14 protein-coding genes are annotated in these 13484 nt (G+C 68.7%); 11 read left to right on the top strand and 3 right to left on the bottom strand.

Going from position 1 to position 13484, the window contains the following annotated elements; genetic code table 11:
- Positions 1–4 precede the first annotated feature (4 nt).
- From DS837_RS24875 to DS837_RS24860, 4 genes are all read left to right on the top strand, one after another.
- Complete coding sequence (locus tag DS837_RS24875) at positions 5–799, top strand: ABC transporter ATP-binding protein (RefSeq protein ID WP_149167178.1); 795 nt, start codon at positions 5–7, stop codon at positions 797–799.
- Between the two features lie 9 nt (positions 800–808).
- A complete protein-coding gene (locus DS837_RS24870) occupies positions 809–1768 on the top strand; it encodes an MlaD family protein (protein ID WP_149167177.1) in 960 nt (319 codons plus the stop codon).
- Positions 1765–2430, top strand: coding sequence for an ABC-type transport auxiliary lipoprotein family protein (locus DS837_RS24865; protein WP_149167176.1), 666 nt, complete (start codon positions 1765–1767; stop codon positions 2428–2430). The genes DS837_RS24870 and DS837_RS24865 overlap by 4 nt, the downstream gene beginning before the upstream one ends.
- Positions 2431–2511: 81 nt before the next feature.
- Positions 2512–3273 (top strand): DUF6969 family protein, encoded by a 762-nt coding sequence (locus tag DS837_RS24860; protein WP_149167175.1) that lies wholly within the window; start codon positions 2512–2514, stop codon positions 3271–3273.
- Positions 3274–3298: 25 nt separating this feature from the next.
- Here the strand turns inward: DS837_RS24860 and rpoH are convergent, their stop codons facing one another.
- Entirely contained in the window at positions 3299–4198 is a 900-nt protein-coding gene (gene rpoH / locus DS837_RS24855; RefSeq protein WP_149167174.1) for an RNA polymerase sigma factor RpoH, read from the bottom strand.
- Positions 4199–4498: 300 nt separating this feature from the next.
- Between rpoH and DS837_RS24850 the strand changes: the two genes are divergently transcribed.
- The 4 genes from DS837_RS24850 to pseG all read left to right on the top strand — a co-directional run bounded on the left by DS837_RS24850 (position 4499) and on the right by pseG (position 8776).
- Positions 4499–5908, top strand: coding sequence for a cytochrome ubiquinol oxidase subunit I (locus DS837_RS24850; RefSeq protein WP_149167173.1), 1410 nt, complete (start codon positions 4499–4501; stop codon positions 5906–5908).
- 5 nt (positions 5909–5913) lie between these two features.
- Positions 5914–6921, top strand: a complete 1008-nt coding sequence (gene cydB, locus DS837_RS24845) for a cytochrome d ubiquinol oxidase subunit II (RefSeq protein ID WP_149167172.1) — start codon at positions 5914–5916, stop codon at positions 6919–6921.
- Positions 6922–6992: 71 nt separating this feature from the next.
- A complete protein-coding gene (locus tag DS837_RS24840) occupies positions 6993–7667 on the top strand; it encodes a hypothetical protein (protein WP_149167171.1) in 675 nt (224 codons plus the stop codon).
- A 17-nt stretch (positions 7668–7684) separates the two neighbouring features.
- Positions 7685–8776: a UDP-2,4-diacetamido-2,4,6-trideoxy-beta-L-altropyranose hydrolase gene (gene pseG, locus DS837_RS24835; RefSeq protein ID WP_149167170.1), complete on the top strand. Its 1092-nt coding sequence runs from the start codon at positions 7685–7687 to the stop codon at positions 8774–8776.
- 99 nt (positions 8777–8875) lie between these two features.
- Here the strand turns inward: pseG and DS837_RS24825 are convergent, their stop codons facing one another.
- Together DS837_RS24825 and DS837_RS24820 are read right to left on the bottom strand one after the other, a co-directional pair.
- On the bottom strand, positions 8876–9646 hold the full coding sequence (locus DS837_RS24825) for an SDR family NAD(P)-dependent oxidoreductase (protein ID WP_149167169.1): 771 nt from the start codon (positions 9644–9646) through the stop codon (positions 8876–8878).
- Positions 9647–9657: 11 nt separating this feature from the next.
- Positions 9658–10740, bottom strand: a complete 1083-nt coding sequence (locus DS837_RS24820; RefSeq protein WP_149167168.1) for a 3-oxoacyl-ACP synthase III family protein — start codon at positions 10738–10740, stop codon at positions 9658–9660.
- Positions 10741–10858: 118 nt separating this feature from the next.
- On the opposite strand from DS837_RS24820, the gene DS837_RS24815 reads away from it, so the two are divergent.
- From DS837_RS24815 to DS837_RS24805, 3 genes are read left to right on the top strand one after another with little or no spacing between them, the layout of a single operon-like run.
- Complete coding sequence (locus tag DS837_RS24815) at positions 10859–11986, top strand: aromatic ring-hydroxylating oxygenase subunit alpha (protein WP_149167167.1); 1128 nt, start codon at positions 10859–10861, stop codon at positions 11984–11986.
- On the top strand, positions 11983–12741 hold the full coding sequence (locus DS837_RS24810) for an SDR family NAD(P)-dependent oxidoreductase (RefSeq protein ID WP_149167166.1): 759 nt from the start codon (positions 11983–11985) through the stop codon (positions 12739–12741). Before DS837_RS24815 ends, DS837_RS24810 begins: the two co-directional genes overlap by 4 nt.
- Positions 12742–12770: 29 nt before the next feature.
- The gene (locus DS837_RS24805; RefSeq protein WP_149167165.1) at positions 12771–13322 is read left to right on the top strand and encodes a GNAT family N-acetyltransferase; all 552 of its coding nucleotides are present in this window, start codon (positions 12771–12773) and stop codon (positions 13320–13322) included.
- Positions 13323–13484: the final 162 nt, after the last annotated feature.

The following is a 13484-nucleotide window of genomic DNA, read 5'->3' as shown; positions in this document are numbered from 1 at the left end:
GACCGTGGCGCCGTTTGACGACAAGCAACCGGATGCGCAGGACGTGGTGATCCGCGTGCGCGGGCTGGTCACGCGCTTCGGCCCGCAGGTGGTCCATGACGGGCTCAACCTCGACGTGCGGCGGGGCGAGGTGCTGGGCGTGGTCGGCGGCTCCGGCACCGGCAAGTCGGTCCTGCTCAAGGAGATCCTCGGCCTGATCCGCCCGGCGGACGGCCGGATCGAGCTGCTGGGCCGCGACACCGCCGGCCTGCCGGAATCGGAGCGGGTGGCGCTCCAGGCGCGCACCGGCGTGCTGTTCCAGAATGGCGCGCTGTTCAGTTCGATGACCGTGGCGCAGAACGTCATGGTCCCGCTGCGCGAGCACACCGACCTCTCCGCGGCGCTGGCGGCGGAGATCGCGCGGGTGAAGATCGCCATGTCCGGTCTGCCGCCCAACGCCGGGGCGAAGTTCCCGTCGGAGCTGTCGGGCGGCATGATCAAGCGCGCCGGGCTGGCCCGCGCGCTGGCGCTCGACCCAGACATTCTGTTCCTGGACGAGCCGACCGCCGGTCTGGACCCCATCGGCGCCGCCGCCTTCGACCAGCTCATCCGCAACCTCCAGCGCAGCCTGGGTCTGACCGTCTTCATGGTCACCCACGACCTGGACAGCCTGACCTCGATCTGCGACCGCATCGCCGTGCTGGTGGACAAGAAGATTCGCGTGGGCACGCTGGAGGAGCATCTCCGCGACCCGCATCCCTGGATTCACGACTATTTCCACGGACCGCGCGGCCGCGCCGCGCGCCATGCAGAAAGCTGACCGGACGCCATGGAAACCCGCACCAGCTACATCCTCGTGGGCAGCTTCGTGTTGGCCTTGCTCGCCGGCCTCTTCGTCTTCACGGTCTGGGTCGCCAAGATCCAGCTGGAGGAGACGCGCCAGCCCTATTACATCTATTTCACCGGCTCGGTGACCGGCCTTCAGGAGGGCAGCCCGGTGCGCTACCGCGGCATTCCCGTGGGCACGGCGACCGACATCCGCCTGGACCCCAACGACGTCAGCCGCGTGCGCGTGCGGATCGAGGTGCAGGAAGGCACGCCGATCAAGACCGACTCCATCGCCTCGCTGGAGGTCCAGGGCATCACCGGCGGCGCCTATGTCCAGATTTCCGGCGGCACGGAGATGAGCGAGCTTCTGCGCACGGCGCATGACGGCGGCATCCCGGTCATCCCATCGCGCCCGTCGTCGCTGACGGTGTTCGTCGACGCCGCCCCGCAGCTTCTGAACCGCGCGCTCGACCTGACCAACCGGGTGGCGGACCTGCTGACCCCGCAGAACCAGGCGGCCATCGCCGAGATCCTCGCGAACACCCGCGACCTGACCGGCGAGCTGGCCCGCGCCAGCCAGGGGCTGGACACGACGCTCGCCCAGGCCAACCGGACACTCCAGGGCTTCGAGACGGTCGGGCCGCAGATCGGCGAAACCATGGACCAGGCGCAGCGCACGCTGGCCGCGGTGGAAGGCGGCATGAAGACAGTGACCGGCGATCTGCACACCCTGGCCGGATCGCTGAACAAGACCGCCAACCAATTGAACGCGATGATCGGGGAGAACCGCGGGGCGATCCGCGACTTCACCGGCGGCGGGCTGTATGAACTGACCTTGCTGATCTCGCAATTGCGCGACCTGTCGGGGCAGTTGTCCCGCGTCGTGACGCGGATCGAGAACGACCCGTCGAACTTCCTGTTCGGCGGAACCCGCCAGGGCGTGGAGGTGCGTGGACGATGACGAGCCGTTTGATAAGGGGGTTGGGGGCGGCGGTGCTGGCGGTCGGGCTGATGGCCGGCTGCGCGGCGCTGAACCCCACCGCGCCCAGCCTCTACACGCTGACGCCGGGAACCGTGGCGGAGTCCGGGCTGCCGCCGGTGAGTTGGCAGTTGCTGGTGGAGCCTCCGGCGGCCAGCGCCGGGATCGACACGCCGCGCATCGCGGTCACCCGCTCCGCCACCGCGCTCGACTACTTCGCCGGGGTGTCCTGGGCCGACCGGGCGCCGAACATGGTCCAGGGGCTGATCGTCCAGTCCTTCGAGGACAGCCGGCGGATCGTCTCGGTCGGGCGGGATTCCGCAGGGCTGCGGTCGGATTTCCTGCTGAAGACGGAACTGCGCGATTTCCAGGCGGAGTTCACCAATCCCAGCGCCGCGGTGCCGGACCGGGTACGGGTGCGGCTGTCGGCCAAGCTGGTCGCCATGCCCAACCGGACCATCGAGGCGGGCGAGACCTTCGACGCCGTGGTCCCGGTGCGCGGGTCGGATTTCACCGACGTGATCGCTGCCTTCAACACGGCGTTGGGTCAGGTGGAAGGCGCGCTGGTCGATTGGACCCTGCGGCGGGGCGAGGCGGTGTTCCGTGCGGAGGCCGGCCGTGCCGGTGCGATGGGCGCCCGTTAAGGAAAGCGCTTGCTATGCGTACAAAGCCTCATACGTAATAGGGATCCAGGAAGGGCAGGGGCTGACGGGGCAGAGCATCCGATGATGGAGCTTTCGGAGCTTTCGCGCGACGAGTTGCAGGCGATGTCGGAGGCCGCGCGGGAGGTCCGGCAGTGCCAGCGCGTCCTCGCCAAGACCGGCGACACGGTGGTGGGGGAGCTGCTGCGCGGGCACGGCACGCTCTACGAATGGCGCCACTACCCGCCGGGCGACGTCTACGACGCCGAGTATCATGCGCAATATTATTACCACTGCCACCCCGAGGACGAGCGGCCCGATGGGGAGCACGGGCACTTCCACACCTTCCTGCGGCCGCTGGGCATGCCGCCGGGCATGGAGCCGGTGCCGTTGCGGGATTACGAGGCGCCGGACAATCCCAACGACGCGCTGTCCCATCTGGTGGGGATCGCCATGGACGTGGCGGGGCAGCCGGTGCGCCTGTTCACGACGAACCGCTGGGTGACCGGGGAGACGTGGTATGGGGCCGACGACGTGATCCGCATGCTCGACAGCTTCACCGTCGATCACGCTCGTCCGTCCTGGCCGGCGAACCGCTGGATCACCGCGATGATTCGGCTGTTCCGGCCGCAGATCATCAATCTGCTGCGCGAGCGCGACCGAACGGTCGCCGCTTGGAGCGACCGCCATCCGGACGGCTGGGTCTACGAGGATCGGGCGCTGGAGGTCACGTCGCAGATCCTGATTTCCATCGAGGAGCAGGTCGCCGCAGTGGATCGCGCGCTGCGCGGCGTGCGGCGGCGGTCCTCCGTGCTGCCGGAACCGCCGCGCTTCGTCACGCCATAACGCACCATGGTAAGGCTGCCGCCGGTCAAACCGGCAGCAGCGCCTTGCCCGTGGTGCCCGGAACCTGCCGGGCCTGGGCCATCACCGCCTTTTGGACCTTCTCGAAGGCACGCACTTCCAACTGGCGCACACGCTCGCGCGAGACGTGGAAGTGCTGGCTCAGCTCTTCCAGGGTCAGCGGCTCGTCGCGCAGGCGGCGGGCCACCAGGATCTGCCGCTCGCGGTCGTCGAGAACGCCCAGCCCCAGCTTGAGGAACTGTTGGCGGCGCTTGCGCTCCTGCGCGCCGGCCAGGATCGCCTCCTGGTCGGGACCCTCGTCGGCCAGAAGGTCCAGCCATTCGCTGTCGCCATCCTCGGCCAGGGTGGCGTTCAGCGAGCGGTCGGTGCCAAGCCGGCGGTTCATCTCGACGACGTCGGCCTGGGAGACGTCCAGCGTCGTCGCGATGCTCTCCACCGCTTCCGGAGACAGGTCGCCGCCGAAAGTGCCGTTCTCGGCGTCCTGCAGCTGGGCCTTCAGGCGGCGCAGGCTGAAGAACAGCTTCTTCTGGGCCGCCGTGGTGCCGATCTTCACCAGCGACCAGTTGTGCAGCACGTATTCCTGGATCGCCGCCCGGATCCACCAGGAGGCGTAGGTGGCGAAACGGAACCCCTTGTCGGGGTCGAACTTCTGCGCCGCCTGCATGACGCCGACGTTGCCCTCGGCGATCAGGTCGGACAGTGGCAGGCCGTAACCCTGATAACCGCGGGCCATTTTGAAGACGAGCCGGAGGTGGCTGCCGATCAGCTTGTCGAGGGCGCGGCGGTCCTGCCGCTCCCGCCAGCGGATGGCGAAGTCGCGTTCCTGCTCGGGGGTGAGGTAGTCGTACTTGCGGGTTTCTTTTAGAAAGAGGGTGAGGGGTTCGCCAGAAACTGCCAGTTCCGTCAAAGAGCTTCTCCTGATTCCGGCATCCTCGGGAAACACCCTGCAATGGACCGATGCCCCCCGGCCCGGCTGGCCGGCGGGGCCATCGGAGCGGGGTGGGATCGGCTGTGGCCCAGGGCCGGCCGTGAATGTGTGGATGTCGGCAAGAGCTTAGAAATAAGAGGTCGCAGCCGCGGTTCAAGAGGTGGGGGGAAAGAAAGTATCCGCAGCCGGAAAATGGGAACTCCCCGGAATGGGCCGCGTTTGGGGTCGGGGCGGGCCGGCTGGAATCGGCCCGGCGACCGCCAATGGAGGGCCGCGGCCATGGACCTCGATCCGCTGCTTCTGTCACGAATCCAGTTCGCTTTCGTGATTTCTTTTCACATTCTTTTTCCCTCCTTCACGGTGGGGCTGGCCTGCTGGATCGCGGTTCTGGAGGCGCGGTGGCTGATGACCGGCAGGGCGCTGTACCGCAGCCTGTCGGAATTCTGGACGCGGATCTTCGCCATCTCCTTCGGCATGGGCGTGGTCTCCGGAATCGTGATGACCTACCAGTTCGGCACGAACTGGAGCCGCTGGTCCGACATCGTCGGCAACGTGCTGGGGCCGCTGATCCAGTACGAGGTGGTGACCGCCTTCTTCCTGGAGGCTGCTTTCCTCGGCATCCTGCTGTTCGGGCGGGACCGCGTGCCGCGGGGAATCCATTTTCTGGCGGCGGTGCTGGTGGCGACGGGTACGGTGCTGTCCTCCTTCTGGATACTGTCGGCGAACAGCTGGATGCACACCCCGGCGGGGGCGGAGCTGCGTGACGGGCGGTTCTTCGTCACCGACTGGTGGGCGGTGGTCTTCAACCCCTCCTTCCCCTACCGGCTCGCCCACATGCTGACGGCGATGTTCCTGACCACCGGATTCGTGGTGGCGGGAATCAGCGCCTTCTACCTGCTGCGCAACCGATTCCTGGAGCACGCGCGGGTCGGACTCAGCATGTCGCTGGCGCTCATCACCGTCCTGGCGCCCTTGCAGATCTTCCTCGGCGACCTGCACGGTCTGAACACGCTGGAGCACCAGCCGGCCAAGATCGCCGCCATGGAAGGCCATTGGGAGGGCGGGGCGCGGGCGCCGCTGATCCTGTTTGCCATCCCCGACAACGAGGCGGAGATCAACCACGCGGAAATCGCCATTCCCGCCCTGTCCAGCCTGATCCTGACCCATGAGTGGGACGGGGTGGTTCCAGGTCTGAAGAATTTTCCGGTGGAGGACCGGCCCAACCCGGAAATCCTGTTCTGGACCTTCCGCATCATGGTGGCGATCGGCATGGTCATGCTGACGGTGGCGCTGATCCATCTGGTGCAGCGGGTGCGGGGGAGGCTCTACAGCCCGAACTGGTTCCACAAGGTTCTGGTCGGCTGCATGCCGCTGGGCTTCATCGCCATCCTCGCCGGTTGGTTCACCACCGAGATCGGGCGCCAGCCCTGGGTGGTCTACGGGATGATCCGCACGGCGGATGCGGTGACCCCGGCCCTGACCGGAGGGGCGGTGCTGACCTCGCTGATCGTGTTCATGGTGGTCTACGCCATCATCTACGGGGCCGGGACCTATTACCTGTTCCGGTTGCTGACCATCGGTCCGGCGCGGTTGATCGACGAGGACTTGGAGATTCCCGCGGTGGCGCAGGGCCACCAGCCGAAGCGGCCCCTGTCGGTGCCCGGCGAATCCATCGAACCCGCGGAGTGACGTCCATGGAAGGCAGCCTGCTGACCCTCGCCTGGGTCGCCATCGTCGGTTTCGCCGTCTTCATGTATGTGCTGATGGACGGCTTCGACCTCGGCATCGGCATCCTCTACCCGTTCGCCCCCAGCGAGGAGGCACGGGACGTCATGATGAACTCGGTGGCGCCGGTCTGGGACTTCAACGAGACGTGGCTGATCCTTGGTGGGGCGGGGCTGTTTGCGGCCTTTCCCATCGCCTACGCCGTCGTCCTGCCGGCCATGTATCTGCCGCTCCTGCTGATGCTGATCGCGCTGATCTTCCGCGGCGTCGCCTTCGAATTCCGCTTCAAGGCGCGGAGCAGCCGCCATTTGTGGAACAAGGCCTTCTTCCTGGGCTCGCTGCTCGCCACCTTCGCGCAGGGGGTGGTTCTCGGCTCCTTCATCCAGGGGATCGAGGTGGAGGGGCGGAACTTCGCCGGGACCATGCTGGACTGGCTGACCCCCTTCAGCCTGTTCTGCGGCGTGGCCCTGATCGCCGGCTACGCCCTGCTGGGGAGCACATGGCTGATCTGGCGGACCATCGGCATCCTGCAGGACTGGTGCTTCCGCGTGGCGCGACGGCTGCTGGTCGTGGTGCTGGTTCTGGTCGCGGCGGTCAGCCTGTGGACGCCCTTCCTGGACGCCTCCATCGCCGCGCGCTGGTTCTCGGTGCCCAACATCCTGCTGCTGTCGCCGGTGCCGCTGATGGTCGGCTTCCTCGCCTTCGGCCTGTGGCGGGCGCTGGACGAGGGGCGGGAGGTTCTGCCCTTCGCCTTCGCCATGGGGCTGTTCGCCCTGTCCTATCTGGGGCTGGCGATCAGCCTGTGGCCGGTGCTGATCCCGCCGGGCATCACCGTGTGGCAGGCGGCGGCCCCGCCGGAGACGCAGGTCTTCCTGCTGATCGGCATGGCCTTCCTGATTCCGACGATCCTGATCTACACCGCCTACAGCTATTGGGTTTTCCGCGGCAAGGTGACGGGCGCGATCGGGTATCATTGATGGCGGCGATCATTGAGAACCCGCCCAACGCTGGCGTACAACAGCCGACCCCCATCGACGGAGACCGCGCCATGACCCCAGACACCGCCCCGGACATCAGCTTCGCCGAGGTGATGCTGCGCAAGGGCGCGGAACTGCTGCAGGACACGCTTCCGGAGGATGCGGCCGAGGAGGCGGTGAACATCATGGCGCGCCGTCTCGCCATCGCCGCGACGATGGACGCGCCGTTGGTCGTCCACGCCGAGGGCGGCGGGCGGCCGGAGATGTTCGAGGAGGCGATGCGGCTGGCCGGCGTCTCCGCCGGGGAGCGCGCCGCCGCCCTGGCCGAAGCCCGGCAGGCCGAACGCGCCGTGGTGTTCGAGTTCGACGGCACCGGCCCGCTGACCGGCAACCGCGTGGTCGCCGCCGTGATTCGCCCGGAGGACCGGCCCGACCTTCTGGAGGCCTATCTCGCCATCGGGCGCCTGCGCGACGGCACCGCCCAGGTGACCGTCGCCCCGGCAATTTTGCGCCTCGACGCCCGCGCGCTGGCGGAGACGCTGGCGCTGATCGGCCCGGCGGCACAGCACAGCGTCAACGCCGCCAACGCCGCCATGGCCCACGCGGCGAACATCACCGCTTTGCCGGGGCATGAGCTGGACAGCCTGCCGGGCGCCCTGGTCGCGCTCTACTGGCACGCCTTCTGTCTGTCCTCGGCCCGCACGCGGCTGCGCCCCACCGGGCCGAACGCGCCGACCCTGCATTGAAGGCCGGGAGCCAGCGCATGAGGGTGCTGTTCCGCGCCGACGCCGGGGCGTCCATCGGGGCCGGGCATGTCATGCGCTGCCTCGCCGTGGCGGAGGCCGTGCAGGAGATGGGCGGCGATGCCCTGTTCGCCGCGGCGAGCCTGCCACCGGCTTTGGAAGAGCGTCTGCGCTCGGCGGGGATCGTCATCCACCGGATCGACGCGGAGGTCGGCAGCGCCGCCGACCTCGCCGCGACCCGCGCCATCGCGGGGGAAGCCGGCGAGGTCGCCATCGTGCTGGATGGCTACGGGTTCCCGGAAGACTGGCGGGCCGGACTGGCCGGAACGGGGCTGCCCATCCTGGCCTTCGACGATGCCGGATCGGGGGAGCCCATCCACGCCGGACTGATCGTCAATGCCGCGCCGGACGCCGCGTCGCTGCCCTATCGTAAGGGCAATCCGGGCGCCCGTCTGCTGCTCGGCCCCACCTTCGCGCCGTTGCGGCGGGAAGTGCGGGAGGCTGCGGCGGCACCCAAGCCGCCGTTGGAGGAACGTCGCGGCCTGCTGGTCACCTTCGGCGGCTCCGATCCGCTGGGGCTGACGGCTCCGGTGATCGAACGCCTCGCGCCCCGCCTGCCGTCCGGCGTTCGGCTGGACGTTGCGGTCGGCGGAGCGGTGCGCGATGCGGGAGCGGTGGAGGCGGTGGCGGAGCGTTTCAAAGACAGCTTGCGGCTGCACCACGACACGCCGCGCATGGGGCAACTGATGGCGCAGGCCGGGCTGGCCGTCTCGGCGGCGGGCACCACGACGGGGGAACTGGCGGCCATCGGCACGCCCGCCGTCCTTGTAACCATCGCCGACAACCAGCTGGAGGCCGCCCGCCAGTCGGAGGCTCTGGGCTGGTGCGCTCTGGTGCCCGGACAGACCAAAGGTGCTCCGGAGCGGGTCGCTGACGTGGCGCTGGAGCTTTGGGCCGATCCGGCGCGGCGGCGCGCCATGGCGGACAAGCTGGCGGGGATCGTCGATGGCCAAGGCGCCTTGCGCATCGCGCGGGCACTGGCGGAGGCGGCTGGATCGCCCTCTCCCGCCCCGGGAGAGGGAAGGGGCCCGCGCCATGCGCGGGAAGGGTGAGGGTGCCGCCAAGGATCGGCGCTATTATCCTCGCCCGACCCTCACCCGGCGCCTGCGGCGCCACCCTCTCCCGGGGCGGGAGAGGGGAAAAGGCTGGCATCACCCGGCGGTGAAGCCGCCATCCACCGGAAGCACGGTTCCGGTCACCCAGCGTCCGCTGTCGGCCAGCAGGTAGGCCACCGCGTCGGCCACGTCCTGCGGCGCGCCGTAGCCCAGCGGGTGGGCGGCGGCGAGCGCGGCGTTCTGCTCCGCCGGCAGCATGGCGAACTGCTTCTCCGCCTTGGCGCCCAGCACCACCGCCGGTGCCACCACATTGACGCGGATTCGCTTGTCGGCCAGTTCGAGCGCCAGCGATTGCGCCAGCGAGACCAGCGCCGCCTTGCTCGCGGCGTAGAGCGAGCGGCCCTTCTGCCCCTTCAGCCCGGCGACCGACCCGATATAGACGATCGATCCACCGCCCGGTGCGAAGACGCCCTTCTGGTGGAAGCCGCGCGCCAGCATCAGCGAGGCCCCGACATTCAGCGTGAAATAGCGGTCGAACTGCGCCCGGTTGACCTGCCGCAGCACGGAATAGCCTTGCTCCGAGGCGGAATGAACCAGACCGGCGAAGGGACCGCCCGCCTCCGCCAGCCCCTTCATCCAGCCGGGAATGGCGTCGAGGTCGGTCAGGTCGAAGGGGGCGACGCTGTGTCGCTCCGGCCCGTCCAGCAGGGCGCGGGTGGCCTCCAGCGCGTCGGCGCGGCGGCCGACCAGGGTCAGGCCAGCGCCCAGCCCGGCCAGCGCCCGGCAAATCTCGCGGCCGATGTCGCTGTCGGCGGAGGCCCCGGTCACCAGCAGGCGCCGTCCCGTGAGGTCGAGCGGGTTGCGCATGGCCCGGCGGCTCAGGGAGTCAGCAGGGGGAAGTCGTCGGGGATCTCCTGCACCGCCGGGGCGGGAATCGGCCCGACGTCCGCCACCACGGCGCCCCAGGACCAGCCGACGCCGAAGCCGGCCAGCAGCATCTTGCGCGTGCCGGTGGACAGCGCCTCGCCCAGCCGGTGGCTGACCGCCAGCGGGATGGAGGCGGAGCTGGTGTTGCCGAAATCGTGCATGTCCACGAGGAATTTTTCCGGCGGGAACTTGGTCTTCTTGCGCAGATGCTCCAGCATGAAGGCGTTGGCCTGGTGCATCACGCAGAGGTCGATGTCCTCCACCCCCACGCCGGCGAACTCCAGCGTCTCGCGGATCAGCGGCGGCACGGCGCGCAGCGTAAAGGCGAAGACCTCCGCGCCGTTCAGCGACAGGCGCGAGTCGGTGAACATCCGCTCCTGCTTCTCCGCCGGCCAGGGCTCACGGCCCGGCACCAGGGAGTTTCGGCGCCCGCCGGCCTTGACCCAGATGTTCTTGGCCCCGCCGCCGTCGGTGCCGACGACGACATGGATCGGCGCCGCCCCCTGGCTGACCTCTAGAGCAACGGCCCCGCCCGCGTCGCCGAACAGCGGCAGGGTAGAGCGGTCGCCCGGCACGAGGTGGCGCGAGCTGGTGTCGCCGCACAGCACGATGGCCCGCCGGCCCGTCGATCCGCCGAGCAGCCGCCCGGCCATCCACAGCCCGTAGACGAAGCCGGAACAGCCCAGATTGACGTCGAAGCAGGCCGCCCCCGTCGCCAGCCCCAGCCGCTTCTGCATGACGCAGGAGGTCGCCGGGACGTTGTAGTCGGGGTCCTGCGACACGAAAACCAGAACGTCGACGCTGGCCGGGTCCCAGCCGAGCTGGGCGAGCAGCCCTTCCGCCGCCGCCACGCACATGTCCGACGCGCAGATGTGCGGCGGGGCGATGCGCCGCTCGTACACGCCGGTGGTGGCGAACAGCTTTTCCGCCTCCTCCGCCGTGAAGAGGGAATGGTCCTCCAGGAAGGAATGGCGGTGCGGCGGCACGGCGGCCCGGAATCCCGCGATGCGCACGCCCTCGATGATGGCCTTCACCGGCTGCTCCCTCCCTCCACCGCCTTTCCGTCCGTCCTGGACTTGGGCGAATTCGGAGACTATTAACCGAAAGAACGCTAGGGTCGAATGATTAACGAACCGATAAATGGGATCAGCCATGGATGACCGGGTTCAGCAAAGCCGGCTTTCGCCCCCGCCCGACATGGTGATCCCTCCCCAGCGTTATTCCGGCGAGGCCAATCACGCCGAAGAGGCGGCGCGAATCTTCCGCCGCTGCTGGATGTTCGTTGGGTTTACGGACGACCTGCGCAACGACAACGACTTCATCACCGCGGACGTCGCCGGCACCTCGGTGCTGGTCCAGAACTTCGATGGCGAGCTGCGGGCCTATCACAATGTCTGCACGCACCGCTATTCGCTGATCCACCTGCGGCCCTGCGGCAACGGCAAACCGGTCTGCCCCTATCACGGATGGGTCTTCAACCGCGACGGCGTTCCGGTCGGCATTCCCGGCAACCGCGAGTATTTCGCACTGGACGACGCCGCGAAGAAGCGCCTCGCCCTGCGGCGTTTCGAGGTGGCGGTGCGGGGCCGCTTCGTCTTCGTGCGGCTGGAGCCGGCCGGACCGGGGCTGGACGAGCAGCTGGGGGCCTATGGCGCCGTTCTCGACCATCTGTCGGACCTGTTCACCGACCGCATCGACGAGGGCGTTCTGCCCTGGAACGCCAACTGGAAGGCGGCGCTGGAAACCGCCCTGGAAGTCTACCACGTCGACGCCACCCACCCGGAAACCTTCAAAAGCTACGTCAAGAAGGTGTGGATCTGCTCCTACGAGGGCGAACATTCGCGGGGCGTCAGCCAGCTGTCCGACGGCTCGGCGCGCTGGTGGGACGGCGTGGCCCAGAAGATGGGGCTGCCGCGCAGCGACCGGCTGGAAAGCTACGACCATTATCTGATCTTCCCCAACCTCGCCATCGGCGTCTCCCACGGCGCGCTGATGAGCGTCCAAACCTACGACCCGGTCGGGCCGGACCGCTGCGAGCTGCATTTCCGTCTGTTCCTGGGCGAGACATCCAAGCCGCAGACCAAGGGCGGGGCCGCGCGCAAGGCGGTGGAGGCCAACGTTTCCGGCTTCAACCGCACCATCCTGGGCGAGGACCAGCGCGTCGCCGAAGCCACCCACAAGGGGCTGACGCAGGTCCAGGCCCCGGCCGTCCTCGGTTCCTGCGAGGAGCGCATCGCCGCCTTCCACCGGGCGTGGCTCGCCCGCATGGACGTCGAATGACGCCGCTCGTCGATCTCACGGGGCTACACGTCCTGGTCACCGGCGCGTCCGCCGGGATCGGGCGGGCGACCGCGCTGCTGGCTGCGAAGCTTGGCGCGCGGGTCACGCTCAACGGGCGCGACGCGGGGCGGCTGGACGAGACGCTGGCGCTTCTGCCGGGGGAGGGGCACCGGACGGCCGCCTTCGACCTGTCGGACAGCGACGCCATCCCCGGCTGGGTCAAGGCGCAGGCGGAGGCCGGCGGCCCCATCGCCGGGCTGGCCCATTGCGCCGGGGTGCAAGTCGGCAAGCCGGTGCGCGGCGTCGATCGCGCCTTCTTCGACGGCATCCTGCACGCCAACCTGCTGAGCGCGCTGGCGCTGGCCCGCGGCCTGCGGCAGAAGGGCTGCCACGCCGAGCTGGCGGCGCTGGTGCTGGTGTCCTCGGTGGCGGCGGAGATCGGGCAGCCGGGCAACGTGGTCTATTCGGCGGCCAAGGGCGGGCTGGTCTCGGCCACCCGCGGGCTGGCCATGGAGTTCCTGCGCGACGGCATCCGCGTCAACTGCGTCGCCCCGGCGATGGTCGAGACGGAGATGATGGAGCGCTTCCGCCGCACCACCACGGCGGAGCAGTTCGAGGCGATCCGCGCCGCCCATCCCATGGGCTTCGGCAAGCCGGAGGACGTGGCCTCGGCCATCGCCTTCCTGCTGTCGCCGGCCAGCGGCTGGATCAACGGGGTGATGCTGCCGGTGGACGGCGGCTATCTGGCGACGTGACGCCGCACGCGTTCGAAGGGTAAGGGTTCATGTTCCGCTTCCGACGACCGACGACCGACGATGCCGAGATGCTGCTGCGCTGGCGCACCGAGCCGTCGATCACCCGCTTCATGTTCACCGATCTGGAGAACCCGGACGTCGAACGTCAGCGCGCGTGGCTGGCCGCGATGGACACCCGCGCGGACTTCCGCCATTTCATCATCGAACATGAGGGCCGCCCGGTCGGCTATCTTTCCTACTATGACATCGACCGGGTGCATCTGCGCTGCTCCTCCGGCTCGTACATCGTGGAGGAGAAGGACCGGCGGCGGCTCGCCGGCTTCCTGCACTGCTTCATCATGGACTATTGCTTCTACGGATTGGGGATGAACAAGCTCTTCAACTATTTCATGGAGGGCAATGACACGGTCATCCGCATCCAGAAGGTTGTGAAAGCGCGCGAGGTCGGGGTTCTGCGTCACCATGTCCAAAAATATGGCCGTTTCCACGACGTCCATGTGTTCGAGACGCTGCGCAGCGATTGGGAGGGGCACCCCCATATCTTCCCGCGCGAAACCACGCTGGCCGCCTTCGCGGAATAGGCCAAGAGGCGGGGGGCTTACGTTGGGCGGTCGGCCGGGAAAGTTCGCCGTCACCCCCACCGAATGTTTGACCAATCCACCGCCGACGCGGTATGCGGCGGGGGTGGGGGCGGCGCCGCGGCGCCGGGAGCATGAGGGGAAGCACGGTGCGGCCTGAGGAAG

Origin of the sequence: Azospirillum brasilense (assembly GCF_008365405.1) — a bacterium.
GTDB classification, from domain to species: domain Bacteria; phylum Pseudomonadota; class Alphaproteobacteria; order Azospirillales; family Azospirillaceae; genus Azospirillum; species Azospirillum brasilense_D.
This window is presented reverse-complemented; position numbering and strand designations above follow the sequence as displayed.

What these genes read in the sequence shown, in the direction of transcription:
- DS837_RS24870 (WP_149167177.1), top strand. Translation starts at nt 809, where the DNA reads ATGGAAACCCGCACCAGCTACATCCTCGTGGGCAGCTTCGTGTTGGCC.
- DS837_RS24865 (WP_149167176.1), top strand. Translation starts at nt 1,765, where the DNA reads ATGACGAGCCGTTTGATAAGGGGGTTGGGGGCGGCGGTGCTGGCGGTC.
- DS837_RS24860 (WP_149167175.1), top strand. Translation starts at nt 2,512, where the DNA reads ATGATGGAGCTTTCGGAGCTTTCGCGCGACGAGTTGCAGGCGATGTCG.
- DS837_RS24850 (WP_149167173.1), top strand. Translation starts at nt 4,499, where the DNA reads ATGGACCTCGATCCGCTGCTTCTGTCACGAATCCAGTTCGCTTTCGTG.
- cydB (WP_149167172.1), top strand. Translation starts at nt 5,914, where the DNA reads ATGGAAGGCAGCCTGCTGACCCTCGCCTGGGTCGCCATCGTCGGTTTC.
- DS837_RS24840 (WP_149167171.1), top strand. Translation starts at nt 6,993, where the DNA reads ATGACCCCAGACACCGCCCCGGACATCAGCTTCGCCGAGGTGATGCTG.
- pseG (WP_149167170.1), top strand. Translation starts at nt 7,685, where the DNA reads ATGAGGGTGCTGTTCCGCGCCGACGCCGGGGCGTCCATCGGGGCCGGG.
- DS837_RS24825 (WP_149167169.1), bottom strand. Translation starts at nt 9,646, where the DNA reads ATGCGCAACCCGCTCGACCTCACGGGACGGCGCCTGCTGGTGACCGGG.
- DS837_RS24815 (WP_149167167.1), top strand. Translation starts at nt 10,859, where the DNA reads ATGGATGACCGGGTTCAGCAAAGCCGGCTTTCGCCCCCGCCCGACATG.
- DS837_RS24810 (WP_149167166.1), top strand. Translation starts at nt 11,983, where the DNA reads ATGACGCCGCTCGTCGATCTCACGGGGCTACACGTCCTGGTCACCGGC.
- DS837_RS24805 (WP_149167165.1), top strand. Translation starts at nt 12,771, where the DNA reads ATGTTCCGCTTCCGACGACCGACGACCGACGATGCCGAGATGCTGCTG.